Below are 25,285 nucleotides of genomic sequence, written 5' to 3'. Positions count from 1 at the left end.
CCGTACTACTCCCCAGTAACAAGCCTCCCCGATCACCGTCAGTGACGGCCGAGGACCCAGCCTGAGAGACTGAGCCATGCGACAGATCGAGTTCCAGGCGATCGACCCGGACACCGGGGCTCGCACCCCTCTCCCCGATGTCCAGACGTGGGACCTCTCCCCGATCCGAGGCGAACAGGGCGTCGTCCGGCTCACCTACCCGAGCACCGGCCAGGGCTTCGAGGCCCTGCATATGCACGTGCAGGCCGACCGTGACGTCTTCCTCGCGCTGCGGGTGGACGGCATCGAGAGGCCCGGCCTGACCGTCATCATCAGCGAGTCCAAGGGCGATACCGCCGACCCCGAGGCCGTCTGGTCCTTCTCCGGGCGCTTCCAGACGCAGCTCCTCGATGAGGCGATCGTGGCGCCCGACACGGAGTCGGACTTCGGCGAGGTCCCCGACGCGGAGCGGGAGTTCTCGACGGCCACGGCTGGCGAGATCATCGGCACCCTGTGCCAGGAGGCCGCGGCTCGCGGAGCCCTCGCGGGCGTGGGCCTGGGCTCGTTCTCCTTCACCCACGACAGCACGGGCGCCCCGTGGGCGAAGATCACCACGCTGACCCTCGCGCCGGGCCAGACCGTGCTGGAGGTGCTGAACACCCTCACCGAGCAGGGGCTCTGCGAGTGGTACATGGACGGCCTGGAGCTGGGCCTCTACAACCCCGGCAACTTCGGGCGCGACCTCACCGCCCTCGACCCGCCCGTGATCTTCCACGGCCCCCGCGACCTCACCGACGCGCCCCGCACACACTCGGTGAAGAACAGCGCGACGTCGGTCTACGTGGCGGGGAAGGACGGGCTCTACCTCGACCGCACCGACCCCACCGCGCTCGCCCGCCGTGGTCGGCGCATCGAGGTCTACGGCTCGGCGGGGAACATCGCGGACGAGGGCACGCTGACGGCCTACGCGGAGACCCGCCTCGCGCAGCTCACCCCCGGCACGCTGGAGGTCTCGCACGGGCTGGCCATGGCCGGAGGCGGGCCGCTGCCCATCGACGACTTCGACATCGGGGACTGGGTCTGGAGCGACACCGGCAACGGCCTGGAGAAGCTCCAGGTCGCGCAGTGGTCCGTCTCGATGGACAAGGCCGGGAAGCTGACGGGCACCGTCACCCTCAACGACCTCATCGCCTCCAGGGCGGCTCAGCTCGACCGCGCGATCAAGGCCCTGTCCGGCGGCCGGACGGTGGTCGGCACCTCGGCGCCTCCGCCCGAGCCGGCCGACTCCGTCGCGCCCGCCGCACCCTCGGGCCTGGTGGCCTCCTCGCTGGCCTACACCACCTCGACCGGGCAGACACAGGCCCAGATCACCGGGGCGTGGGCGGCGGTGACGCTCAACGAGGACGGGAGCCCGTGCGAGGACCTGCGCGGGTACCGGGTGCGGTGGCGCTACACCGACCCCGACTTCGGGGCCGACTGGCACTCGGCCGGGGAGACCGACGCCGCCGGAGGCGAGACCCTCTCGTGGTCGCCGGTCGCGCCCGGCCTGACCGTTCAGTGGCAGGTGGCCGCCTTCGACGACGCGGGCAACGTGTCGGACTGGTCGGCCGTCTCCGAGGTGCTGACCGGCGCTGACGCGACCCCTCCGCCCGTGCCGTCCGCCCCCGTGGTGACGGCGTACCTCGGTCAGCTCAAGGCGGTGTGGGATGGGCTGGGCGCCTTCGGGGAGGTCATGCCCGCCGACTTCGCCCGCTGTGAGGTGCACCTGTCCACCGTGAACGGGTTCACCCCCAGCTCCGCGACGCTCGTGGACACCCTCCGCACGGCGGGCACGTCGGTCCTGACGGGCCTCACCTACGGCACCGAGTACTTCGTCCGCCTGGTGACCGTGGACGTGAGCGGGAACGCCTCGGCCGCCTCGGTGCAGGCGTCCGGGGTCCCGCGCACGGTGGGCCTGGAGGACATCGCGTTCAAGGACCGGGGCAACCTCATCGAGGACGGGTCCTTTGAGGACGCCTCAGTCCGGCACCAGCGCGCCCAGGCGGCGGGCATCGGCTCGGCGTTCTCGTTCGCCGACACCATCGCGGCCTACCACGGCCGGTGGGTGCTGGCCATGAACGCCACCGTGGACGAGGGCACCACGCGGGAGCTGAGCCTGTCCGGGCTGATCCCGGTCGTCGAGGGGGATGAGTTCTACCTGCGGGTCGCCGCGCGCCGGACGGCCGCCACGGACGGCACGCTGCGCGTGATCACCCGCTTCTACGACAGCGAGGAGGACTTCCAGCGCTCCGAGGTGCTCGACGTCGCCCCCGGCGCGGCCTCGCAGGACTGGGCGGAGTTCGGCCGGGTGCTGGCCACCCTCGCGGACTCCCAGGCCAACGCCTACATGTCCTTCGCGGTGCAGCTCCTCCCCGACAACACCGCCGGGTTCTGGTACCTCGACATCGTGGAGGCCCGGCCGCGCATCGGGACCCTGCTGATCCAAGACCTGGCCGTGACGAACGCGAAGATCGCGGACCTGGAGGTCGGGAAGCTCACGGCGGGCGCGCTCCAGGCGGAGGTCACCGTCTCGGGGCGCATCGCCACGAGCCTTACGGGCGAGCGGATCGAGATCAACAACGCGGGCCTGTTCAAGTACGCCGCCGACGGCACGACCCTCGTGGAGATCAGCAAGGACGACGTCATCGTCACGGGGTCGCTCCAGACGAAGACGACCACGAGCAGCCGCATTGAGATCGGCATGGGAGACGCTCGCGACTCAACGGTCTACTACGACGTCAACGGGCACAGCACCGCCTTCCTCGGGCAGTCCTATAGCGGGACCACAGGCGACCCGCTCAACCACGGGCTGTTCGTCGGTTCCCCGGATCTTGATGGCTCTGCGTTCTTCGGAGTCGTGGGTTCCACCGAAAGCCCGTCAAGCCATATCGGCTTCATCCTGAACAAGATCAAGAGCGACGGCTCCGGCGTCGATAGCGCCATCACCATCAATAAGGGCGAGCGCGACCAGATCGCGCTACGCGACGGGGAGAGCAACACACTGGCCAGGCTCTTCCTCGGAGAGGTCTACAGCGGTGGCCTCAGCGGCACCTGGGAGGGCATGGGCATCTACGGCACCAACGGCGACCCGACCAACTACATCCACATCACCGAGCAGCGCTTCTACTGGAAGGGCACCAAGCAGACCGGGGACACCGCCGTCATCACCATCGACGCGGCCGCCGCTGAGTTCGGCTTCGAGAACGGCTCGGGCAGCGAGAGCCGCGAGGGCGTGACCTTCTTCGAGAACTCGATCGCGGCCTACCGGGGGTCGCAGCACCAGTTCAAGCGTGACGATGACACGACCTGGGCGAGCTGCTTCGCCCTCGACTTCAACCCGCAGTCGGCTCGCGCGGCCAAGACGGACGTGCAGGCGCTCCCCACGCCCGGCCTCGACGTCGTGCGCGGCGCTCCGGTCGCGGCCTGGCGGTACGCCTCCGCCCCCGAGCAACTCCACGCCGGGCCGATGCTCGAAGACCTGCCCGAGTGGATGCGCACGACGGCAGAGCCTCAACCGGCTCGGACAGCGCCTCCTCCGAGCCCTTCCCCCGAGCCTCCCGCAGACATGCGGATGCGCGTCGTGGACGGGACGATCCTGGTAGACGAGCCTGAGCGGCGGGAAGCCCCTCGGCCGGAGTCGGCGGAGGACGAGACCCCGGCCGAAGTGACCGCGCCCGTCCCGCCGCCCGCCTCGTCGTACTCGATGGTCTCGATGATGGGCGTGATCCTCGCCGCGCTCCGCGAGCTTGACGCAGAGCTGGACGAGATCCGCGCCGAGAAAGGCCGGCCCGTGCCCGCCCGCAAGACCGCCCTGCCCACGTGACCGAAGGCGATACTGGACCAGAGAGGAAGGACCGTCATGAACAGCACCGACAGCACTCACCCGCCGGTCCGCCGCATGTCCCCCAGGGCGGCGGCGACCCGTTCCCTTCGCCTGGCCGAGCGCCTCACCGGAGAGGCCCGCCGCGAGGCCCTGGCCGCGCACGCGGCGATGGTCTTCCCCGCGCGCTCCTGCCCGGTGCGGAAGTTCTGAGCCCGCCACCACTTCGACCCGCGCGCCGTACCGCCCCGCTGGAGGAGACATGACCGCCCCCGCCCCCGAGCAGGCCGCCACCACCGCGCCCGCGCCTGCGCCCGCCCTCGTGCCCCTGCCCGAGGGCCGTTACGCCTGCGCCGACTGCGGGGTGATGGCTCCCGAGGGGGCCCCGTTCTCCTCGAAGGTGCCCGTCTTCAAGGGCCAGTGGTACTCCGGCCCCGGAACTCGTGTGCCCACCCACGCCGGGGACGTGCTGCTCGCGCGCTGCCCCTCGTGCGCCCGGCGGGCGTCGCTGGCCGTCCGCCTGCTGTCGGCCCGCCCCGATGTGCTGGCCCGGCGCGGCACGGTCGCCCACGAGCACCTCGTGGCGGCCCTGTGCGGGCTGACGGTCGCAGGCGGGTCGCCCACCGACCACAGCGACCCCGAGCGGCTGATCCAGGAGTTCGCCGCCGGGGGCGTGGCCGCGCGCTGGTCGTCGCTGGCCGCCGACCACCCCGGAGAGTGCACGTCCGCGCCCTGGGCGCACGTGCCCGACGAGGTGCGCGCCGACCTTCGAGGGGTCGCCGCCCGGCTGCTGGCCGTCCGCAAGGCGGCCGGTGAGCCGCCGGTCGATCTGGCCCCGCCCGCCGGGGGCGGCTGCGCGATGTGCGGGCTCGCCTCGGTGCGCCTCAGCGCGGCCCAGGTCGTCAGCCAGGGCGGCCGGGAGCAGGCCCGCGCGAAGGTGTGGACCCCGCGCACCGTGGAGGGCCGGGACGGCGCGCTGTGCACCCCCTGCAACGACGCTGCCGAGCGGGCGGGCGCCGTGGGGTGGTCCGCCTTCGAGCGGGCGTACCTGGAGCACCTGCGGCGCGCGGGCGTGGACGACATCGAGCGCGCGAGGGTGCGCCGCCGCCTGGAGGACCGCGAGCTGACCGTCCGCCCCTGGTGCACGAGCGGGGCCGCCGTGTCCTCGGTCCCCTGGGCGCACGTCCGGGCCTGACGGCCATACGATGGCGGTGCGCCGGAGTCGTGACCGGTCGTTCCCTTGGGACGACGCCCGCCTAGTCGAGAGTGCGGGCGGTGGACTCCCTTGGGACGTCGCCCACCCCGCCTAAATGTCAGGGGGCGGGGCGGGGCGGCGGAATCCCTCTCCCTCTCCTCCCTCTCCCGGCCGGGTTCGGTTCTTGGGTTCTCGTTCGGTACAGGCGTTGGGTCCGGTCTCCGGAGGGCGTCAGGTGTTGGGTCTTGGGTCTTGGGTCCCTAAGTCAGAGACTTAGGGGAACCCAAGAACCCAAGACTCCCAACGACCTGCCTCGCCTTCTTCGGTCAGAACCGAAGAACCCAACAAAGATGCAGGTCAGGGCGTACCACATGCTTCGGTCCTCCCTTCGGTTCTTCGGTCAGCCCTTCGGTTCGCCTGGGTGGCGACCGAAGAACCGAAGAACCGAAGGGAGAGAAGGCCGCCTACGGCATCGCCATGGCCAGCAGACCGCCTACGGCATCGCCGTGGAATGGATGAGCGGTCGGCCTGCGGCCTCGGTCCGGTCGGCCCGCTGCTCCCTTCGGTCGCGAGCGCGGGCCACCGGGCCGTGACCTCAGTCCTCGTCGTCGGGCTGGTAGTTGGACGGCCAGTAGTGCAGGCGCCGGTAGTAGGGCTTGAGCCCCGCCTTGGCGCACGCCCGGCAGTTCTGCCCGCACTTGGTCTCGACGAGGAGCTCCATGTTCACGGCGCGGGTCCGGCCAGCCAGGTTCATCCCCTTCGAGCCGCAGTCCACGTTGTCGGTCAGCTCGGCCCCGTGGGCGCCGGGGTGCTCGGTCACGTAGAGCATGATCTTCCCGGCCGCCTCGTCGGCCTCCTTGTCCTCCTCGGTGGGGTTGACGGGCAGCTCCGGGCTCACGTTGGGCGGCAGGGCGTCCACCAGCACCGGGCGGCCGGTCTCCTCGGACAGGACCACCTTCGTGGGCCGGATCGGCACGCCGCCCAGCCGGGGGTTCACGCTGAACCAGCGCGACGAGGCGGGGTCGTCGGAGTCGCCCGAGGAGTACCGCCACAGGCCGTCGGCGCCCGTCTGGGAGCCGACGCCGCCCATCGGGTGCCCGCCGCTCATCGTGTTGTGGAAGACCGCGAGGCCGTTGGGGACGTCGATCTCGCGCAGCAGCCTGCGGAACGCGGCGTACCACTCGCCGTAGCGGTTCATGTCCCCGCCGAGGATCGCCGTCACGCCGTCCACGATCACCGCGAAGGGCGGCAGCTCGTCCGACCCGTCGCACTCCTCGCACGCGGTCAGCTCGTGCGCCCACCGGTCGTACTTCTCGGGGTCGGTGACGTCGAACCAGGAGGCGCCGCCCATGTCTTCGAGGTGGGCGATCCTGAGCGCGTCGGGCGTGAAGGACCCCCAGCCACGATCCGGCCCCACGGCCGCCTCCATGTCGTCGCGGGGCGTCTCGGCGTTGATGAGCACCACGCCGCGGCCCCGGTTGCGGTCCGGCGGCGGTTCCTCGGCGTCGTCGTCGTCCTCCCAGTTCCAGTACTCCAGCTCGGTCACCGGGTCGAAGTGGCCGAGGAACCGGTAGCCGGGCAGCACGAGCGCCTTCGCGAGGTCCGCGACGAGCGTCGTCTTGCCCGCCTTCGCGTTACCGCCCAGTACGGGGATGTGCCCCCACGGCCACAGGCCGGAGATCAGCATCCGGCGCGGGGCGTCGTCCCGGCGGTCGCGGTCGCCCCACTGGGGCAGGTGGTCGTAGGTGCCGAGCAGGCGGTCACGGACGCGCTGAGCGGGCCGGCCGGTGATCGGGGTCCCGTCGTCCTGGGTGAGCTGGCCCTGGCGGATCAGCTCGCCCCTCAGCTCCGGCGCGACGGGCGCCCGGTAGTTCCCCCGGACGTCGGCGCCCACGAGCTCCGCGCCCGCGTGAACGGGGCCGATCAGGCGGTAGGTCTTGCCCTGGTATGAGATCCTCATCGTGCCTCTCCTTCGTGGATCTGTAGGGGGGAACGGCCTCGGTTCCTGACGAGCACCGGGGCCGTTCGCTTGCCTGGGGCCGGGTGGGCGGCGGTCATGCGGCCTCCAGCGCCCTCGCGCACTCGGCGTAAGCCGCGCGCATCTCGTCCGCGACCTGCGCGGGTGAGGGGACGGGCACGGGGCTGAGCGGCCGGGGCAGCCTCCGCCACCAGCGGCGGTAGTGCCTGCCGCACCACCCGCGCGCGTGCCTGGGGCGCCCGCAGCCGGGCACCGAGCACAGGCGGGGCGCGGGCCGCTCCGTCTCGGCCTCCTTCTCCCAGCGCCACCGCTTCCACGAGGGGTCGTCGGTGAGCCAGCCGGGCGGGTGGCTCCGGCCCTTGGTCTTCCGGGCGCTCATCTTCACCGCACCTCCCGGCACAGCTCCACGAGGGACTCCAGGCCGTTCAGGAGCGCCCTCTCGCGCGCCTTGAGCGCGGCCAGTTCCTCGGCGGCCGGGCCGGACGGCACCAGCGGCACGCCGAGCAGCTCCGACAGCGAGACGGCCTCGTTGAGGCTGAGGGGGCGCTGCCCGGCCTCCAGCTTCGCCACGGTGGTCTGCCGCCAGGACGGATGGCCTCGCTCCCTCATCTGCGCCGCGAGGCGCTCCTGAGACATGCGCATCTCGCGACGCCGGGAGAGGCAGCGCTTCATGAAGTCCTCGGCAGCGCTCACCGGCCCTCACCGCCCCTCACGCTCGCGAGCAGCGCGGCCACGCGGGCGCACTGGTCGTCGGTGAGGGGCGGGAGCGCGGCGGCCACAGCGGCGGCCTCGGCCTCGCGGGCGGCCTCCTCGTCCGTGAGGGCGGGGGCGGGGGCGGCCGGGGCCTGAGCGGCGGCGGCCATCACTGCTCGACCTCGAACTCGTCCGCGACGTTCGAGAGGTCGCGGACGACGGCGTCGGGGCCGAATGAGGCGTACCCGGCGCGGTCCTTCGAGGCGATGTACGCGGCCACCTCGTTGAGGTCCACGCAGGCGGCCTTGACGCCGGGCAGGCGGTAGACCGGGACGCTCCCGGCCTTGATCCAATTGCGGATCGTGGCGTACGACTTGCCGCTTTCCTGGGCGGCACGGTGCAACGTCGCGAAACGACGAGCCATTGGGCTACTCCTGCGAACGAAGTAGCACCGTCGCGGGCCTCATCGGGAGGCGCGCTCTCTCGCTGCTCCTGCTCCTGGGGCCTCCGGGTGCAGCGTCTCCCCAGGTGGGGGACGCACGGCGCCAGGCGTGCAGTTCCCGTGCTCCCGAGCGATCAGCAGCGCGACCCTCGGGCGGGTGGTTCTTCCTGCCTCAATTCTACCATTTGCCGCGTGCGGCCCTCAGATCAAATCTGAGGGCCTTTCACGGCCTTTCCCGTGCTCAAGTCCGCGCGAACTCTCGCGGGCTCTCTCCGTTCATTTCTGCCATTTCATCGGCAGAGGACTCGACCACCGGCCCGATCACGATCCGGTCCGAGGTCCACGCCTGGCCGTTCTGCGCGGCGGGCTGCACGGTGACCGTCACCACCGTCCGCACGACGGCGCGCTGAACGTCCACGGGCGCGCTCAGGAACGCCGCGCCGGGGTCGGGCGCGTGGAGCACCTCGGCGGCGGCCGACCGCTGGAGCCCGGACGCCATGCGGGCGTCGATCTCCTCGATCTCGGCCTCGATCTTCGCCGCCTTGCGCTTGTAGTCGGCGGTCCCGATCTCGTCGGCGTCCCACTCCGCCTTCGTCCTGTCCAGGCTGGCCACCAGCACCGCGCGGCGCTCGCGGTCGGCGCTCACGGCACCGCCGTCGCCCTCGGTCAGGGCGGCGACGATGCGCGGGTCACGGACGAGGGCGGCCACCACCTTGCGCACGTAGTCATCGGTCTTGCCCGCCGCGATGGTCAGGTGGTTCTTGGCCGTGCACCGGTAGTCGTAGCGGCGGCCGCCCTTGCGGCTGCTGATCGGGGCGGCCCGCATCGTCGCGCCGCACCCGTCCCGGTCGCAGATGTAGGTGTTCGTGCCCAGCCACCGGGCGTCGTTGTTCGTCTGGGTGCGCCGCGAGGGGTCGGTCAGCACCGCGTGAACCGCGCGCCATGTGTCCTCGTCCACGATCGCGGGCCACTGCGCGCGGCCGAGGATCTCGACGTCGCTCCGCTTGGCGAGCCCGCTGTGGATCAGCCCGGCGTTGCGGGGGCGCACGAGGACGTCACGGAGCTGCACGGCGCTCCACGTCCTGCCCTTCGAGGTCCGGCGGCCGGCCTCGTTCAGCTCGCGCGCCACGGCGGCCAGAGAGCGCCCGGCGAGGATCGCCTTCGTGGCCTCGCGGATGACCTCCGCCTCGGCGGGGCGGACGGTCATGCCGTCCTTCTCGTAGCCGTACGGGCGGGGGCCGCCCCGGTACTTCCCCGCCTCGGCCACCTGCCGCTTCTTGCGGCTCACGCGCTCCCCGATCCTCTCGGCCTCGGCCGCGTCCCATGCCGCGATGGTCAGCGCGACCGCGCGGCCGTCCGCCGTCGAGAGGTCGTGCCCGCCCGAGACCACGGTCTTGATGCGGATGCGCCCGGCGTTGGCCAGCTCGATCAGGGTGATCCACTCCGCCGGGCGGCGGGTGAGGCGCGAGTTCGAGTAGGCGAGGACGGCGTCTATCCGGCCCGCCTTCACCGCGCGGAGCATCTCCTCGTACTGGGGCCGGGGCTTCTTCGAGCGGGTGGACGCGCTGATGTCGTTGTCCACGAACACGGCGACCACGTCCCAGCCGAGCCGGGCGGCCAGCTCGCGGCAGTCGGCCTCCTGGCGCTCGACTCCCAGCGCCTCGCCGTCGCGGTCCTTGCTGATCCTCGCGTATATAGCGGCCCTCACTTGCACTGTCCCCTTCCCTCGCAGCGAGGGCAGGTGACCCAGCCCGTCGCCCGGCACCGCGCACAGTCCACGAGGACGCGACTCGCGACGTGCCTTCCGGTGTGCCTGCTGAACAGCCGGAAGCGGAACCGGCGGCTACCCTGTGTCTTGCTCATCGAGGTGTCCTCTCGGTGAGTGCCGCCCGTCCGGTGTTGGCGCACCGGGCGGGCTCTTCTTGTGTGGGCGGCGGAGGGGCCTGCGCCCTCGCTCGCTCGCTTATGTCAATTCTAGTGTTTCGACTTGTTGATCGCGGTGCCGTCGTCCTTCGGGGACAGGGTGCGGGCACCGCCGAGCGGGGCCAGGACCGAGAGCGTCAGGTCGCCGACGCGCCACTGCTGCCCCGGCTCGGCGTGGCGGGTGGTGAGGCCCGCGGTGAAGCGCGCGTCGCGCCCCGGGCTGAGCGGTGTGGTCAGCACCTCGGCGACCCTGCGGCCGCGCCGAACGCCCGGCAGGCCGTCGATGTGGTCGGCGTGCGGGTGGGTCAGGACGACGAGGGGCACGTCCTCGACGCCGAGGCGCCGCAGGCAGCGGTCGACCGGGGCGGATTCGGGGCCGGTGTCCACGACGACGGCTTGGCGCGGCCCCGCGGACAGGACCAGGGCGTCGCCCTGGCCGACGTCGCAGGCGACCATCTGCCAGCCGGGCGGCGGCCAGCCGGGGGCCATGGCGCGCAGCGCGACGACCGCGATCAGGACACCGGTCAGCGCCGCCGCGGCGAGCAGGCGCAGGCGGCGGCTGCGCAGGATCAGGAACGCCACCGCGCCCGCCGCGAGCAGGGCCAGGGCGCCGAGGCCGCCGCCCGTCCAGGGGACGGTCGCGTACGGGAGGGACGCGGCGGTGCGGGCGACCCGGACGATCCAGCCGACCGCCAGCCCGGCGGGCCACACGATCAGCCGGGCGAGCGGCAGCGACGCGGGCGCGGTGACGGCCGCGAGCGCGCCGAGGAGGGTGGCGGGGGCGACGGCGGGCGCCGCGAGCAGGTTCGCGGCGACGGAGACCACGCCCACCTCGCCGGAGAGCATGACCAGGACGGGTGCCACCGCGACCTCGGCGGCGGCCGTGACCGCGAGGGCGTCGGCGACCGGGCCGGGCAGCCCGCGGCCGAGCCGCTCCCGCCAGGACGGCGCCAGGACCAGCAGCCCGGCGGTCGCGAGGACCGACAGCGCGAAGCCGTACGAGCGCGCAAGCTCGGGATCGATCAGCACGAGCAGGAGGACGGCCCCGGCGAGCGCGGAGAGCCCGTGGCGCTCCCGGCCGGTGAGCAGCGCCAGCAGCCCGATCACGCCCATCAGCGCCGCCCGCAGGACGCTCGGCTCCGGCCGCGCGACGACCACGAACGCCACCACCGCGAGGACGGCCACGGGCGGGGCGCGGCGGCGGCCGAGGCCGGCGAGGCGGCACAGCCCGAGGACCGCACCGGTGACGATCGCCAGGTTCGCGCCGGAGACCACCAGCAGGTGGGTGAGGCCGGCGGTGCGGAACTCCTCGGCCAGCGCGGGGTCGAGGCGGGAGGTGTCGCCGAGGACCATGCCGGGCAGCACTCCGCGCGGGTCGGGCGGGAGCCGGTCGACCGCGCGCCGCAGGCCGGCCCGGACGTGCTCGGCGGCGCGCTGCGGTGCCGACGGCCGCCCGAGCACGGACGGCGGACCCCGGACGATCACGACCGCGGCGAGCAGGCCCGTCCGGTCGGGCGGCGTGAACCGGCCGCGCAGCCGTACCCGCTGGCTGGGAACGAGGCGCAGCCAGCCGGGGTCGCCCGCGATGAGCAGCACCGGGACGCGGACCCTCGCGGGCCCCACCGCCTCGGCCCGCGCCCGGACGAGGATCATCGGCCGGCCTCGGCCGGGCCGGGCCTGCGGGTCGCCGGTGACCACCGCCTCGGCCGCCGCGAACCGTCCCGCGCGGGCGAGGTCGCGCACGGGGCCGGTGGTGACGGCGGTCGTCCGGAGCGCCACCCCGCACGCCGACGCCGCCGCACACGCCAGCACGACTCCGGCGATGACCCGCCACCCGCCCGCCGCTCCACCGCCCGCATCCAAGGGGGCACCGGGTGCGGCGGGGCGGCGGGTCAGCAGGTAGAGGGAGGCGAGAGCCGCGATCGCGGCGAGGGTGTAGGTGAGGGGCGGCGGGAGGGGCAGGGTCGTGGCGGCCGCCAGCCAGGTGGCCAGCGCCGGGATCAGCAGCCTGACGTCGCGGATCATGCGCGGACCATGGGTTTCAGGTCGGCGAAGCGGCGGGCGCCGATGCCGCTGACCTCCTGGAGCTGCTCGACGGAGCGGAAGCCGCCGTGCTCGGTGCGGTAGGCGACGATCCGCTGGGCGAGGACGGGGCCCACGCCGGGCAGGTCGACCAGCTGGTCGGCGGTCGCGGTGTTCAGGTCGAGCGGCGCGCCCGAGGCGGCGGGGGACGGGCCGGGCGACGCGGCGGAGGTCGCGGCCTGCTGCGGCGGGCGAGGGACGCCCACCGGGATCTGCTCGCCGTCGACGAGCCGGCGGGCGAGGTTGAGCGTGCCGGTCTTGGCGCCGGAGCGGACGCCTCCGGCGGCCTTGATGGCCTCGGCGACGCGGGAGCCGGCCGGCAGCGTGACCACACCGGGGCGCTTCACCTTGCCGAGGACGTGGACGACCACCGAGGCGGTCGCCGCCGGGGCGGCACCCGCCGGGGCGGCGGACACGGTGGGCCGGGTGAGCGTAGCGCTCGCCACCGGGGCCGCGGGCTCCCGGAGGCGCGGGCGCGCGAGCCACACGTAGCCGCCCGCGACGAGGACCGCGATCACGGCGATGAGGACCAGCGTCCGGACGTGGGAGCGTTCGGGGGTCGCGCGCGGCGGCGGCGTGCCGGGCGGTTTCACCTTGCCCATCAGGGCTTGGAGGCGTTCGTGCGCGTCGGGGTTCATGGCAGCCGACGCTAAGGACGGCCCGACGGTGGCCGCCGCAGGTCCGGTGATTGTGGATAACTCAGGGCCGGGGCGTCAGAGCTGCGGGGCCACGACGACGCCGAGCATGCCGGGGCCGACGTGCGCGCCTATGACCGGGCCCACCTCGCCCACGTAGACGTCCTCGACGTGCGGGACCCGTTCGCGGAGGCGGGCGGCCAGGCTCTCGGCCCGGGACGCGGCGGAGAGATGCTGGACGCCCAGGTCGACCTTGCGGTCACCGGCCTCGGCCACGGCGAGTTCTTCGAGTCGCGCAAGCGCGCGCGAGGACGTGCGGACCTTCTCAAGCGGCGCGATCCGTCCATCGGCGATGTGCAGCAGGGGTTTCATCATGAGCGCGGAGCCCAGAAGGGTGGCGGCGGCACCGATGCGCCCACCCCGCCGCAGGTGTTCGAGGGTGTCGACGTAGATGAGGGAGCGGGTGAGCTCGGCCCGGCGGGTGGCGGCGGCCGCGGCGGCTTCAGGGGTGCCGCCGGACAGGGCGACGGACGCCGCGGAGAGGGCGGCGAAGCCGAGCCCCAGGCCGATGGTTGCGCTGTCGATGACGGTGACGGGCACGGGGGCGTCGCGGGCCGCGAGGCGGGCGGCCTCCACCGTCCCGGAGAGGGCGGACGACAGGTGCACGGACACGATGTGGCGGGCACCGGAGGACGCGGCGGTCTCGTAGGTGCGGGCGAAGCGTTCCGGCGCCGGACGCGAGGTGGTGATGGGGTGCCACTCCTTCAGCGCCCGCGCGGCTTCGGCGGTGCTGACCTCGGCCTCGTCGCGGACGGTGCCGCCGACGGCGAGCTGGAGCGGGACGACGGTCAGCCCGTGCCGTTCGGCGAGTCCGGGCGGAAGGTAAGCGGTGGAGTCGGTGACGACCGCGACCGCACTGGGCGGCGACACTGGGCGGACGCGCCGCGTCAGGGCTGCACGGGAACGCCGCCGCGCCAGATGCGCAGGGCGCGCAGGCCGAACGCCCACGCGAACGCGCCCTCGTGGTCGGCGTCCCACAGGACGATGTCGGCGAGCATGCCGGGCGCGAGGGAGCCGCGGTCGCCGACGCGCAGGGCGGCGGCCCCGCCGAGCGTGGCGGCGCGCAGGGCCTCGGTCACGCTCAGCCCGAACATGGCGACCGACAGCCCGATGACGAGGGGCATCGAGGTGATGCCGCACTGGCCGGGGTTGTGGTCGGTGCCGAGGGCGACGGTGACGCCGCGGTCGAGCATCTGCCGGACGGGCGCGGGCGCGCGGCTGCTGTTGAGGGAGCTGCCGGGGCAGACGGTGGCGGTGACCCCGGCGTGGGCGAGCGCCTTGATGTCGTCGTCGCTGGCCTGCGTGAGCAGGTCGGCGGACGCGCAGCCGACCTCGGCGGCGACCTGCGCGGCGCCGACGCGCTCGTTGGCGCAGGCGTGCATGCGGGCCTTCAGCCCGGCGCGCTTGCCGGTGAGCAGCAGGGCGCGGGCCTCCTCGGCGGTGAAGTGGCCCTCGTCGCAGTAGACGTCGATGGAGTCGGCGCCGGCCACGGCGGCGTCGCCGGCCCACAGCCGGACGGCCTCGATGTAGTCGCGGCGGCGGCCGAAGAACTCGGGCGGCAGGATGTGCGCCGCGAGGAACGTCGCGTGGATGCGCGGCATGGACGGCTCGCCCTCCAGCGACCGCAGCATCCGGATGTCGGCGAGCTCGCCGTCGCGGGTGAGGTGGTAGCCGGTCTTGGCCTCGACGGTGGTGGTGCCGGCGAGGATCCACTGGCGGAGCCGCTCGCGGACGCCGTTGCACAGCGTCCACGGGTCGGTGCCCCGGGTGACGGTGACGGTGGAGTTGACGCCGCCGCCCGCCGCGGCGATGGCGGAGTGCGACGACCCGCTGGTCCGCATGGCGAGCTCGGCCCACCGGTTGCCCGCGTAGACGGGGTGGGAGTGCGCGTCGATGAGGCCCGGCGTGACGAGGCCGCCGCCGAGGTTCTCGACGTGGTCGACGTCGACGATGTCGTCGATGATGCCCGGGACGCTCTGCGGAAGGTCGGAGGCGGGACCGGCCCAGACGATGCGGTCGTCGTGGATGAGGACCGCGGCGTTGCTGCAGACGTCGGTGCCCGTCCAGAGCCTGCCGATGTTCGTCAACAGCCGTACCGTCATGGCGTCACCGACCCGGACCGAGCCGTGCGCGCCGCCGCGCGGGATGGCGCCGAGGCGGGCCGCCCGCCCTCGTTCCGGTGTTCGGACCTGCCATGGCCACCTGCTCTCGATCCGAAACACCGGCCGGGCGCCGGCGACTCGCCAATGGAGGATCGGGTGGCCGGGCGACCACCGCTGGCAACGAGACCGGAGATATCGGTTTCGTCACGGTAGTGCACCGAAGGCCCGTCCGACAACCTCTCGCCGTAGTGCATCGACAGCCATCACCCCGCCCCTAGTGCTAAAGACCGTACGGATTTCAACCGAACCGTCAAGCGGATTGGACAAGCTGTCACCGTTCAGCGACGGGAACGGGCTTTCCGCTGGTTCCGGACGGCATCCAAGCCCGGCCTCAGAGCACCCGAAAACCCACCGGGCCCGCGCGGGGCCCGGTGGGTCGGGAGTCAGGCCGTCGGGGAGACGGTCTCGTACTGGGCGAGTTCCCCGGCGAGACCGGCGGGCATCCTGGCGTGCAGGACGGTGCCCTCGGCGACGTGCTCCTGCTTGAGCACCTCGCCGCGCTCGTGCACCTGCGCGACGAGGTCGCCGCGCTCGTACGGCACGAGGACGTGGAGTTCGCTCTCCAGCCCCGGCAGGTCGGCCTCGATGGCCGCGCGGAGCTCCTCGATGCCGAAGCCGGTGCGGGCGGAGACGACGACGCTGTGCGGCTCGCGCCGGCGCAGCCGGGCGATCGCGAGGTCGTCGGCCGCGTCCGCCTTGTTGATCACGATGATCTCGGGGATCGCGTCGGCGCCGATCTCGCGCAGCACCTCGCGGACGGCGTCGATCTGCGCCTCGGGGTCGGCGTCGGAGCCGTCCACGACGTGCAGGACGAGCCCGGCGTCGGTGACCTCCTCCAGCGTCGACCGGAACGCCTCGACGAGCTGGTGCGGCAGGTGCCGGACGAACCCGACGGTGTCGGCCAGGGTGTAGGCGCGGCCGCCGGGCGTCTCGGCGCGCCGGACGGTCGGGTCGAGGGTGGCGAACAGCGCGTCCTCCACCAGGACCCCGGCGCCGGTGAGCCGGTTGAGCAGCGACGACTTGCCCGCGTTGGTGTAGCCGGCGATGGCGACGGCCGGCACCTGGTGGCGGCGCCGCTCGCCGCGCTTGGTGTCGCGCGCCTTGCCCATCTCGGCGATCTGCCGGCGCAGCTTGGCCATCCGGGTGCGGATCCGCCGCCGGTCCAGCTCGATCTTGGTCTCGCCGGGGCCGCGGCCGCCGATGCCGACGCCGCCCGCGGCGCGCCCGCCGACCTGCCGGGACAGGTTGCCGCCCCAGCCGCGCAGCCGCGGCAGCAGGTAGTTGAGCTGCGCGAGCTCGACCTGCGCCTTGCCCTCGCGGCTCTTGGCGTGCTGGGCGAAGATGTCCAGGATCAGCGCGGTCCGGTCGATGACCTTGACCTGGACGGTCTCCTCCAGGTGCCGCAGCTGGCTCGGGGCCAGCTCGCCGTCGCAGATGACGGTGTCGGCGCCGGTGGAGATCACGATGTCGCGCAGCTCCGCGGCCTTGCCGGAGCCGATGTAGGTGGCCGCGTCGGGACGGGACCGGCGCTGGACGAGCCCCTCGAGCACCTGCGAGCCCGCGGTCTCGGCGAGCAGCGCCAGCTCGCGCAGGGAGTTCTCGGCCTCCGCGGCGGTGCCGTCCGTCCAGACGCCCACGAGGACGACCCGCTCCAGCCGCAGGGCGCGGTACTCGACCTCGGTGACGTCGGTCAGCTCGGTGGACAGGCCCGCGACGCGGCGCAAGGCCCTGCGGTCCTCCAGGTCGAGTTCGCCCGTCATGGGCTCGAACTCGACGTCGTCCTGGATGACGCCGTCCTGGATGACGTCGTCCTGGTTCTGGTTCTGGGTCTGGTCTGCAGAGAAAGGTTGAGTCATATGTCCTCGGTAGAACGCCGCTTCGCGGCCGTATCTTCCCGGCGATGGTCTCACGCACCGTCCCGGTAGGTCACCTGCTTATCCCCTGTTTCCCGCTGGATTGACGCAAGCGCGCGCGGGGAGGTCTCGCAAGGCGTACCCGCTTTGACCGCACCTCGCACCGCCGAGTACGGTTCTCCACATAACAGAAGTCGAATTTCGCTAGACGAAAGGCGAGGCAGATGGCCGAACTGGAAGGCGTCGAGGTCGCCGGGCCTCTCGGCGACCGCTACGAGGAGATCCTGACCCCCGAGGCGCTCGGCCTCCTCGCCGTCCTGCAGCGCGCCCTCGGCACCCGCCGCAAGGAGCTGCTCGAGGCCCGCGCGGAGCGGCAGCGCAGGCTGTCCGCCGGCGGGACCCTCGACTTCCTGCCCGAGACCGCGAGTGTCCGCGACGACGACTCCTGGCGGGTCGCCGAGCCCGCGCCGGGCCTGGTGGACCGCCGCGTCGAGATCACCGGCCCCACCGACCGGAAGATGACGATCAACGCGCTGAACTCCGGCGCGAAGGTGTGGCTGGCCGACTTCGAGGACGCCAACACGCCGCTGTGGAACAACATGATCGAGGGCCAGCTCAACCTGCGGGACGCCCTCGACCGCACCATCGACTTCACCGACCCCAAGTCCGGCAAGAGCTACGCGCTCAAGGCCGACGAGGAGCTCGCGACCATCGTCGTCCGGCCGCGCGGGTGGCACATGGAGGAGAAGCACCTCCTCGTCGACGGCGAGCCCATGTCCGGGTCGCTGTTCGACTTCGGCCTCTACTTCTTCCACTCGGCGCGGCGGCAGCTCGCCAAGGGCAAGGGGCCGTACTACTACCTGCCCAAGATGGAGAGCCACCTCGAGGCGCGGCTCTGGAACGACGCCTTCAACCTCGCCCAGGACCACCTGGGCGTCCCGCGCGGCACGATCCGCGCGACGGTCCTGATCGAGACGATCCCGGCCGCGTTCGAGATGGAGGAGATCCTCTACGAGCTGCGCGACCACTCCGCGGGCCTGAACGCCGGCCGCTGGGACTACCTGTTCTCGGTGATCAAGAAGTTCCGGGACCGGGGCGCGGAGTTCGTGCTGCCCGAGCGCAACGCGATCACGATGACCGCGCCGTTCATGCGCGCCTACACCGAGCTGCTCGTCCGGACGTGCCACAAGCGCGGCGCGCACGCGATCGGCGGCATGGCGGCGTTCATCCCGTCCCGCCGGGACGAGGAGGTCAACAAGGTCGCGCTGGAGAAGGTCCGCGCCGACAAGACCCGCGAGTCCGGCGACGGCTTCGACGGCTCCTGGGTGGCCCACCCCGACCTCGTCCCCGTCTGCCGCGAGGTGTTCGACGGCGTCCTCGGCGACCGGCCGAACCAGCTGGACCGGCTCCGCGAGGACGTCTCCGTCACCGCCGCGGACCTGCTCAACGTCAAGGACACCCCCGGCGAGATCACCGAGGCGGGCCTGCGCAACAACATCGATGTCGCGCTGCGCTACCTCGCCACCTGGCTGGACGGCGCCGGCGCCGTCGCCATCCACAACCTGATGGAGGACGCGGCCACCGCCGAGATCTCCCGCTCCCAGGTGTGGCAGTGGATCTACAACGGCGTCTCCACCGCCGAGGGCAGGAAGATCACCAAGGAGTGGGTGGAGCAGCTCCTGGACGAGGAGCTCGGCAAGATCCGCGCGGAGCTGGGCCAGGCGTACAACGAGCCCCGCTACGAGCAGGCGGTCGCCCTCTTCAAGGAGGTCACGCTGGCGGACGAGTACTCCGAGTTCCTGACCACGCCGGCCTACCAGCGCTTCCCGTAACCGCGGGCGGCGGACGGGGCGAGCCGGGCGGCCGCGGGCCGTCCGGCTCCGGATCTTGCGACGGTGTCGGGGGCGGAGGATGGTGGTGAGGGTGGAGTCCATGCTCACGGCGCTCGGGTCCAGGCTGGAGGCGCTGCTCGGCGCGGAACGGGTGATCGACGACCCGGTGCGGCTGCGCACCTACGAGTGCGACGGCCTCACCAACCACCGGGCGACGCCCGGGATCGTCGTGCTGCCGGACACGGCCGAGCAGATCGCGGCGATCGTGCGGGAGTGCGCGGCGGCGGGCGTGCCGTACGTGGCGCGCGGATCCGGCACGGGGCTGTCCGGCGGGGCGCTGCCCCGCACCGACGGCGTGCTGATCGTGACGTCCCGGATGCGCCGCATCCTGGAGATCGACATCCCCGGGCAGCGGGCCGTGGTGGAGCCCGGCGTGATCAACCTGGACGTCACGCGGGCCGTCCGCCCGTACGGGTACTACTTCGCGCCCGACCCGTCCAGCCAGCAGATCTGCTCGGTCGGCGGGAACGTGGCGGAGAACTCCGGCGGCGCGCACTGCCTGAAGTACGGGTTCACCGCGCACCACGTGCTGGCGTGCGAGGTCGTCACGCCGGACGGCGAGCTGGTGGAGCTGGCGGCGGACGCGCCCGGCTACGACCTGCTCGGGGTGTTCGTCGGGGCGGAGGGAACCCTCGGCATCACCACCAAGATCACGGTGCGGCTGACCCGGGTACCGGAGACCGTGCAGACGCTGCTGGCGGCGTTCGACTCGATCGAGGCGGGCGGCGCCGCGGTGTCGGCGATCATCGGCGCGGGCGTGCTGCCGGCGGCGATCGAGATGATGGACGCGCTCGCCATCGAGGCGGCGGAGGCGGCGGTGCGCTGCGAGTACCCGGCGGGCGCCGGGTCGGTGCTGATCGTGGAGCTGGACGGCCCGGACGCCGAGGTCGCGGCCCAGTTCGCCGAGGTGGAGCGGCTGTGCCGGGACGCGGGCGCGTTCGAGATCCGGATCGCCGCCGACGACGCGGAGCGGGCGCTGATCTGGAAGGGCCGCAAGTCCGCGTTCGCCGCGGTCGGCCGGATCAGCCCGGCCTACCTCGTCCAGGACGGGGTGATCCCGCGGACGGTGCTGCCGGACGTCCTCGCGAGCATCGACGAGCTGTCGGCGAAGTCGGGCGTGCGGGTCGCGAACGTGTTCCACGCGGGCGACGGCAACCTGCATCCGCTGGTGCTGTTCGACGACGCCGAACCGGGCGCCGAGGAGCGCGCCGAGGAGGTGTCGGGGGCGATCCTCGACCTGTGCATCCGGCACGGCGGCTCCATCACCGGCGAGCACGGCGTCGGCGTCGACAAGGCCCGCTACATGCCTCGCATGTTCACCGACGCCGACCTGGACACGATGCAGATGGTCCGCTGCGGGTTCGACCCGGCGGGGCTGTGCAACCCGGGCAAGGTCTTCCCGACGCCCCGGCTCTGCGGTGAGGTGCCCGGCAAGCGCAAGGGCCCGCACCCGTTCGAGGGAAAGGCGGAGATCTTCTGATGCGGCCCCTGGACGCCCTGGCGAAGGTCTGCGCCGACGTGCGCCCCGGCGAGCCCGCCGAGGGGGTGCTCGGCGTCGAGCCCGCGCTCGTCGCCGCGCCGGAGAACCTTGCCGAGGCCGCCGACGTCATGCGGGTCGCCGCCGAGCAGGGGCTCGCGGTCGTCCCGCGCGGCGCCGAGACCCGGCTCGACTGGGGGGCGCCGCCGGAACGCTGCGACCTGCTGGTCGACACCCACCGGCTGGACCGGCTCGTCGAGCACACGGCGGGCGACCTCGTCGCCAAGGCCGAGGCGGGGCTCCCCATGGAGCGGCTCAACGAGAGCCTCGCCGAGCACGGACAGCGGCTCGCGCTGGACGTCCCCCTGCCCGGCTCCACGGTCGGCGGGACGGTCGCCAGCGGCGCCGCGGGCCCGCTCCGCACGCTGTACGGGACGCCCCGGAACCTGGTCATCGGGCTCACGGTCGTCCGGGCGGACGGCCAGGTCGCGCGGTCGGGCGGCAAGGTCGTCAAGAACGTCGCCGGATACGACCTGGGCCGGCTCTTCTCCGGCTCTTACGGCACCCTGGGCCTGATCGTGGAGGCCACCTTCCGGCTGCATCCGATCCCGGCCGCGTCCGCGTACGTGACGTGCGCCGCGAACGGGCCGGAGGACGCGCATGACGCCGTCCAGAGCGTCCTGCACTCCCCCGTGGCGCCTAGTGCGGTCGAGTACATCGGCCCTGGGACGGTCTCGGTGCTCCTGGAGGGCGTCCCGGAGGGCGTCGCCGCGCGCGCTGAGCAGACGAAGCAGCTCCTAGGGGAGAACGCCGAGATCTCCGAAACCGCGCCGGACGGCTGGGGACGCTACCCCGACGGCACCACCCTCATCGACATCAGCGCCCCGCCGCCGTCGCTCCGCGACGTCCTCACCCTGCTCGGCGCCGACGCCGCCGTCACATGGAGCGGCAGCGGGAACGGCCACGTCGGCCTGCCCCCTGAGACGGCCCCGGACGAGGTGGCCGACGTCCTGGGGCGGCTGAGGGACGTCCTGTCCCGGCACCGCGGCCATGCCGTCGTCCGCTACGCGCCGCAGGAGGTGCGCGGCGGGATCGACCTGTGGGGGCCGATTCCGGCGCTCGCCCTGATGCGCCGCGTCAAAGACCAGTTCGACCCGGACCACAGGCTGTGTCCGGGCCGGTTCGTGGGAGGTATCTGATGAGCGCCCAGGACGATCTCCCCGATCTGCTGAGCGACTGCGTCCACTGCGGTTTCTGCCTCCCCACATGCCCGACCTACGTGCTGTGGGGCGAGGAGATGGACTCCCCCAGAGGCCGCATCCACCTCATGCAGCAGCATCTTGAGGGCGCCCCGCTGAACGAGCCGATGGCCGAGCATTTCGACCGGTGCCTCGGCTGCATGGCGTGCGTGACGGCCTGCCCGTCCGGCGTCCAGTACGACCGCCTCATCGAGATCACCCGCACCGAGGTGGAGGACGAGCACCCGCGTCCGCTCAAGGAGCGGGCCATCCGGGAGATGGTCTTCCAGCTGTTCCCCTACAAGCGGAGGCTCCGCGCCTTGCGCGGCCCCCTGCGCGCCTACCAGAAGTCGGGGCTGGAGCGCCTCGTCCGGCGCACCGGCATCCTGGAGCGCCTGTCGCCGTCCCTCGCGGCGATGGAGCGGCTCGCGCCGCCGCTCGGGAAGGCGCCCCGGCTGCCGGAGCGGGTCGCGGCGCGCGGCGACCGCCGCGCCACGGTCGGGATGCTGACCGGCTGCGTGCAGAGCGAGTTCTTCCCCGGCGTCAACGCCGCGACGGCCCGGGTCCTGGCCATGGAGGGCTGCGACGTCGTCATCCCCCGCGGCCAGGGCTGCTGCGGGGCGCTGTCGCTGCACTCCGGCCGGGCCGAGGAGGCCCGCGCCTTCGCCCGCCGCACCATCGAGACGTTCGAGTCCGTCGACGTCATCGTGGTGAACTCGGCGGGCTGCGGGTCGGCGATGAAGGAGTACCGGACGCTGCTCGCCGACGAGCCGGCGTGGGCCGCGCGGGCCGAGGCGCTGTCGGACCGGACCAGGGACCTCGCCGAGTACCTCGCGGAACTCGGGCCCCGCGCGGAGCGGCGGCCGCTTCCGGTCACCGTCGCCTACCACGACGCCTGCCACCTCGCCCATGCTCAGGGCGTGCGCAGCCAGCCGAGGGCGCTGCTCGCCGCGATCCCCGAGCTGACGCTCCGGGAGATCGCCGAACCGGACATCTGCTGCGGTTCCGCCGGAACCTATAACCTGTTCCAGCCAGAGGCCGCCGGCGAACTCGGCGACCGCAAGGCGGTGAACGTGGACGCCACCGGAGCCGAACTACTGGTCGCCGCCAACCCCGGCTGCTCGATGCAGATCGCCACCGCGCTGCGCCGGCGCGGCGCCGGCATCGCGGTCGCGCACACCGCGCAGGTGCTGGACGCCTCCCTGCGGGGGCTCGGCCGCGACGCCCTCGTCGCGCGCACTTCGTAACCCGCCGGCCTGGGACACCGCCGTTCCGGGCGTCAGGTATCGTGACCTGCCGCCGTTGCCACCGACAGCTCGACAGGACGCGCTTACTGAGCCTGGAGAAGGCCCGAGGGAGCACGCACCACCATGTCCAACATCCACCAGCCGTCCAGCGGCTACCAGCCGCACCGCTCGCACCGCCGCAGGAAGAAGACCGCCGCCGGCCGGCTCGGCCTAGCCGGGGCCGTCACCGGCGCCGTCGGCATCGCCGCGATCGCCGCGGGGATGGTGTTCCTGCGGCCCGGCGGCGACGCCGCCGAGGAGACCGCCCGGCCGACGCTGGCGAGCCAGGGCGACGGCGCGCGGCAGGGCTCGGCCGTCCCCGCGCCGAAGGCGGGCCCGGCGGTGGACTTCACGACCCCCGAGGGCTACGGCTACAGCCTCGCCGCGGTGCGCGCGGGGACCGACGCGCAGCCCCTGGGCGCCACCGAGGCGCCGCCGTCGGGGACGACGTACGCCTACGCCGACTACGTGCTGACCAACACGCAGCGGCGGCCCGTCCTGCTCGACTACCCCGCCGACCTGTTCATGCCGAAGGCGCAGGTCCCGAAGTCGGCGCAGGAGCGCTGCATGCCGCAGGCCGGCATCCCCGACGACATGTGCACGCTGCCGAACCACAGCGAGGTCACCGCCCGTGTGGACGGGTCGAAGCCGCCGGTCGACGACAGCGGCACGTTGATGATGCCGGGCGGCGCCTCCTACGTCGTGCGGATCGCCTCCGACCTCCCGGTCGACGACGGGGTGTCGGCCGACGACCTGCGGCTCTACGTGTGGAACGCGCGCTACACCAGCGACCGCAAGGGCATCCAGCTCGCCTTCCCGTGACCGCCTGCCGCTCCTGTTCTCAGCGCCGGGTTCACAGCGCCGGGTTCACAGCGCCGCGTTCTCAGCGCCGCGTTCTCAGCGGCGGGTGAACCCGATGTCCTGGTAGCCGGGCTCCAGGAAGCCGCACGCCCCCATGTTGGCCAGGTCCGCGCGCACCGCGACGAGCTGCGGACGCTGGTACAGCGGCAGCACCGTCGCCTGGCGCCAGATGAGCCGGTCTGTCTCGTTCACGAGGACGTGGACCTTCGCAGGGTCGGTCTCCGCGATCGCCCGGTCCATCGCGGCGTCGATGGCGGCGGTCCCGGTGCGGGAGTAGTTCTGCTGGACGCGGCCGGCGTGCGGCCGGGCGAACACGGCCCTCATCGGCGACACCGGGAACGAGGTGCCCAGCCAGGAGAACGCGACGATGTCGAAGTCGCCCCGTGTCACGTGGGTGTCCAGGGCGTCGTCGGCGGGGACGGGCCGTATGTCCACCCGGACACCGATACGTTCGAGCAGCGCGCCCGCCAGTTCCGCTTCACGCGCGCTGATGGGGACGCCGGACGGCACCACGAAACGTAATGCGAGCGTGCGTCCGGCCTTGGCACGGTACTTGCCGTGCCGCCGCCAGCCCGCCTCGTCCAGGAGCCGGGCGGCGTGCGCGGGATCGTATCCGCCGAGGACGGCCGAGTTGTCCCGGTATCCGTTCTGGGTGTTGACGTAGAAGTGGTTGCCGAGCGTCCGGACCGGTACGCCGAGACCGGCCAGGTCGGAGCGGGCGATCACCTCCCGGTCGATGCCCATCATGACCGCCCGCCGTACGCGCACATCCGACAGGACGGGTGACGCGGCGTTGAACGTGAAGTGCCGCCAGTCGGGTCCGCCCGCCCGGCGTACGCGGGTACCGGGAGCGGCTTGGACGCGTCGCATCGCGCTCGCGTCCAGCCCGATGTCCATGAGGTCGATCTCGTGGTTGGCGAACGCGCCGGGCATCGCGCTGGTGTCCATGGCGCGGTAGACGATGCGGTCGAGTTTGGCCGGCGGACCCCACCAGGACGGGTCTCGGGCCAGGGTGACGGTCTTGCCCGTGCGGTCGACCCGCTGCACTTTGAAAGGACCTGAGGTGACGGGCAGCGCGTTCATCCAGGCGGTATTGAACGCGCGTGGGGTGGCGTAGGCGGCGGCCGGGTAGAGCGGGCTGAACAGGCTGCGCCAGTCGGCGTACGGCTGGGCGAACGTCACTTTCACGACGTTCTCGCGAGGGCCTTGCTCGACGCGCTTGATCAGGCGGTAGCCGCTGACGGTGGAGACCTCGTAACGCCGGTCTTGTCCCGAGAGCGCACGTGCCTGGGCGGCGAAGTCCGCGTATCCGATGGGGCGGCCGTCAGACCATCTGGCGCGGGGGTTGAGCCGGTAGGTGACGGTCTGGGCCCGCTCGGTGCGCTTCAGCGTGGCCGACTCCAGATACTCCGGAACGGGATGAGGGACGGATTTCTCGTCAGCACGCATCAGATACGGCAGGACGCCTTGGACGACATGCTCCACCGCGCCCTTGGTGCCGTTGACGTGGTTGAAATTCCATTGGGACGGAAACTCCGGCAGCGGCCAGCGGAGCGTGCCGCCCTTCATGACCCGCTCGCGCGGGACGGGGTTGACGTCAGCGGCCGGCAAATGCCCTGACGCGTCGTCCTGTGCGCCGATGTCACCGCACCCGGACAAGAGCACTGCGC

At 72.8% G+C, this 25,285-nt stretch carries 20 protein-coding genes; 8 read left to right on the top strand and 12 right to left on the bottom strand.

Features of this window, described 5'->3' with window-relative positions; all coding sequences use genetic code 11:
• Positions 1–76 precede the first annotated feature (76 nt).
• From CHF16_RS00275 to CHF16_RS00270, 3 genes are read left to right on the top strand one after another with little or no spacing between them, the layout of a single operon-like run.
• Positions 77–3,841 carry a hypothetical protein gene (locus CHF16_RS00275; RefSeq protein ID WP_089323816.1) on the top strand — a complete coding sequence of 1,255 codons (3,765 nt, stop codon included), beginning with the start codon at positions 77–79 and terminating at the stop codon, positions 3,839–3,841.
• 36 nt (positions 3,842–3,877) lie between these two features.
• Positions 3,878–4,051, top strand: coding sequence for a hypothetical protein (locus tag CHF16_RS40015; protein WP_179271326.1), 174 nt, complete (start codon positions 3,878–3,880; stop codon positions 4,049–4,051).
• A gap of 49 nt (positions 4,052–4,100) precedes the next feature.
• Positions 4,101–5,033 carry a hypothetical protein gene (locus CHF16_RS00270; protein ID WP_089323815.1) on the top strand — a complete coding sequence of 311 codons (933 nt, stop codon included), beginning with the start codon at positions 4,101–4,103 and terminating at the stop codon, positions 5,031–5,033.
• Positions 5,034–5,628: 595 nt separating this feature from the next.
• Here CHF16_RS00270 and CHF16_RS00265 read toward each other — a convergent pair.
• The 11 genes from CHF16_RS00265 to hflX form a co-directional block, all read right to left on the bottom strand.
• Complete coding sequence (locus CHF16_RS00265) at positions 5,629–6,993, bottom strand: AAA family ATPase (protein ID WP_089323814.1); 1,365 nt, start codon at positions 6,991–6,993, stop codon at positions 5,629–5,631.
• A gap of 94 nt (positions 6,994–7,087) precedes the next feature.
• Positions 7,088–7,390 (bottom strand): hypothetical protein, encoded by a 303-nt coding sequence (locus tag CHF16_RS00260; protein ID WP_143227833.1) that lies wholly within the window; start codon positions 7,388–7,390, stop codon positions 7,088–7,090.
• 2 nt (positions 7,391–7,392) lie between these two features.
• Positions 7,393–7,704, bottom strand: a complete 312-nt coding sequence (locus CHF16_RS00255; protein ID WP_089323812.1) for a helix-turn-helix domain-containing protein — start codon at positions 7,702–7,704, stop codon at positions 7,393–7,395.
• Positions 7,701–7,874 carry a hypothetical protein gene (locus CHF16_RS40010; RefSeq protein WP_179271325.1) on the bottom strand — a complete coding sequence of 58 codons (174 nt, stop codon included), beginning with the start codon at positions 7,872–7,874 and terminating at the stop codon, positions 7,701–7,703. Before CHF16_RS40010 ends, CHF16_RS00255 begins: the two co-directional genes overlap by 4 nt.
• Positions 7,874–8,128 carry a helix-turn-helix transcriptional regulator gene (locus tag CHF16_RS00250; protein WP_143227832.1) on the bottom strand — a complete coding sequence of 85 codons (255 nt, stop codon included), beginning with the start codon at positions 8,126–8,128 and terminating at the stop codon, positions 7,874–7,876. Before CHF16_RS00250 ends, CHF16_RS40010 begins: the two co-directional genes overlap by 1 nt.
• Positions 8,129–8,387: 259 nt before the next feature.
• Positions 8,388–9,854: a recombinase family protein gene (locus tag CHF16_RS00245; protein WP_143227831.1), complete on the bottom strand. Its 1,467-nt coding sequence runs from the start codon at positions 9,852–9,854 to the stop codon at positions 8,388–8,390.
• A 266-nt stretch (positions 9,855–10,120) separates the two neighbouring features.
• The gene (locus CHF16_RS00240; protein WP_089323809.1) at positions 10,121–12,094 is read right to left on the bottom strand and encodes a ComEC/Rec2 family competence protein; all 1,974 of its coding nucleotides are present in this window, start codon (positions 12,092–12,094) and stop codon (positions 10,121–10,123) included.
• Positions 12,091–12,789, bottom strand: coding sequence for a ComEA family DNA-binding protein (locus CHF16_RS00235; protein ID WP_179271324.1), 699 nt, complete (start codon positions 12,787–12,789; stop codon positions 12,091–12,093). Before CHF16_RS00235 ends, CHF16_RS00240 begins: the two co-directional genes overlap by 4 nt.
• Before the next feature lie 75 nt (positions 12,790–12,864).
• Positions 12,865–13,716 (bottom strand): DegV family protein, encoded by an 852-nt coding sequence (locus CHF16_RS00230; protein ID WP_089323807.1) that lies wholly within the window; start codon positions 13,714–13,716, stop codon positions 12,865–12,867.
• Between the two features lie 17 nt (positions 13,717–13,733).
• Positions 13,734–14,948 (bottom strand): imidazolonepropionase, encoded by a 1,215-nt coding sequence (gene hutI / locus CHF16_RS00225; protein WP_089323806.1) that lies wholly within the window; start codon positions 14,946–14,948, stop codon positions 13,734–13,736.
• Positions 14,949–15,391: 443 nt separating this feature from the next.
• Entirely contained in the window at positions 15,392–16,768 is a 1,377-nt protein-coding gene (hflX, locus tag CHF16_RS00220; RefSeq protein WP_179271350.1) for a GTPase HflX, read from the bottom strand.
• A 317-nt stretch (positions 16,769–17,085) separates the two neighbouring features.
• On the opposite strand from hflX, the gene aceB reads away from it, so the two are divergent.
• The 5 genes from aceB to CHF16_RS40005 all read left to right on the top strand — a co-directional run bounded on the left by aceB (position 17,086) and on the right by CHF16_RS40005 (position 23,576).
• The gene (gene aceB, locus CHF16_RS00215) at positions 17,086–18,693 is read left to right on the top strand and encodes a malate synthase A (RefSeq protein ID WP_089323804.1); all 1,608 of its coding nucleotides are present in this window, start codon (positions 17,086–17,088) and stop codon (positions 18,691–18,693) included.
• A 100-nt stretch (positions 18,694–18,793) separates the two neighbouring features.
• Complete coding sequence (locus tag CHF16_RS00210; protein WP_179271349.1) at positions 18,794–20,233, top strand: FAD-linked oxidase C-terminal domain-containing protein; 1,440 nt, start codon at positions 18,794–18,796, stop codon at positions 20,231–20,233.
• Positions 20,233–21,429, top strand: a complete 1,197-nt coding sequence (locus tag CHF16_RS00205; RefSeq protein WP_089323802.1) for an FAD-binding oxidoreductase — start codon at positions 20,233–20,235, stop codon at positions 21,427–21,429. The genes CHF16_RS00210 and CHF16_RS00205 overlap by 1 nt, the downstream gene beginning before the upstream one ends.
• Complete coding sequence (locus tag CHF16_RS00200; RefSeq protein ID WP_089323801.1) at positions 21,429–22,715, top strand: (Fe-S)-binding protein; 1,287 nt, start codon at positions 21,429–21,431, stop codon at positions 22,713–22,715. The genes CHF16_RS00205 and CHF16_RS00200 overlap by 1 nt, the downstream gene beginning before the upstream one ends.
• Before the next feature lie 123 nt (positions 22,716–22,838).
• Positions 22,839–23,576, top strand: a complete 738-nt coding sequence (locus CHF16_RS40005; protein WP_089323800.1) for a hypothetical protein — start codon at positions 22,839–22,841, stop codon at positions 23,574–23,576.
• 75 nt (positions 23,577–23,651) lie between these two features.
• Here CHF16_RS40005 and CHF16_RS00190 read toward each other — a convergent pair whose 3' ends face one another.
• On the bottom strand, positions 23,652–25,226 hold the full coding sequence (locus CHF16_RS00190; RefSeq protein ID WP_179271322.1) for an ABC transporter family substrate-binding protein: 1,575 nt from the start codon (positions 25,224–25,226) through the stop codon (positions 23,652–23,654).
• Between the last annotated feature and the right edge of the window lie 59 nt (positions 25,227–25,285).

The organism is Actinomadura meyerae, assembly GCF_900188445.1.
Lineage (GTDB): Bacteria > Actinomycetota > Actinomycetes > Streptosporangiales > Streptosporangiaceae > Spirillospora > Spirillospora meyerae.
Note: the sequence above shows the minus strand (reverse complement) of the source record. Positions and strands in the feature narration are given on the sequence as shown.